Origin of the sequence: Kocuria sp. KRD140 (assembly GCF_017168375.1) — a bacterium.
Taxonomy (GTDB): domain Bacteria; phylum Actinomycetota; class Actinomycetes; order Actinomycetales; family Micrococcaceae; genus Kocuria; species Kocuria marina.
In genome coordinates, this window is record NZ_JABFAW010000027.1 from 1 (window position 1) to 405 (window position 405).

Here is a 405-nt window from a genome sequence, read left to right on the forward strand (position 1 = left end):
ATACAGATGTGGATAATGCAAAAGCTACAAATGAAGCTACAATTGCAGCCATTACGCCAGATGCAAATGTTAAATCAACAGCGAAACAAGCAATTGCAGATAAAGTACAAGCACAAGAAACAGCAATTGATGCTAATAACGGTGCAACAACAGAAGAAAAAAATGCTGCGAAACAACAAGTTCAAACAGAAAAAACGACAGCTGATGCAGCAATAGATGGTGCACATTCAAATGCAGAAGTAGAAGCGGCTAAAAATGCAGAAATTGCTAAAATTGAAGCAATTCAACCAGCGACAACAACGAAAGATGATGCGAAACAAGCCATAGCTACGAAAGCGAATGAACGTAAAGCAGCCATTGCTCAAACGCAAGACATTACAGCAGAAGAAATTGAAGCGGCTAATG

The 405-nt window shown here is 39.3% G+C and carries 1 protein-coding gene; it reads left to right on the forward strand.

All coding sequences use genetic code 11. The features are described 5' to 3' along the window. The coding region (locus tag J1M36_RS12505; protein ID WP_206480040.1) for a DUF1542 domain-containing protein at positions 1–405 on the forward strand (405 nt) is incomplete at both ends.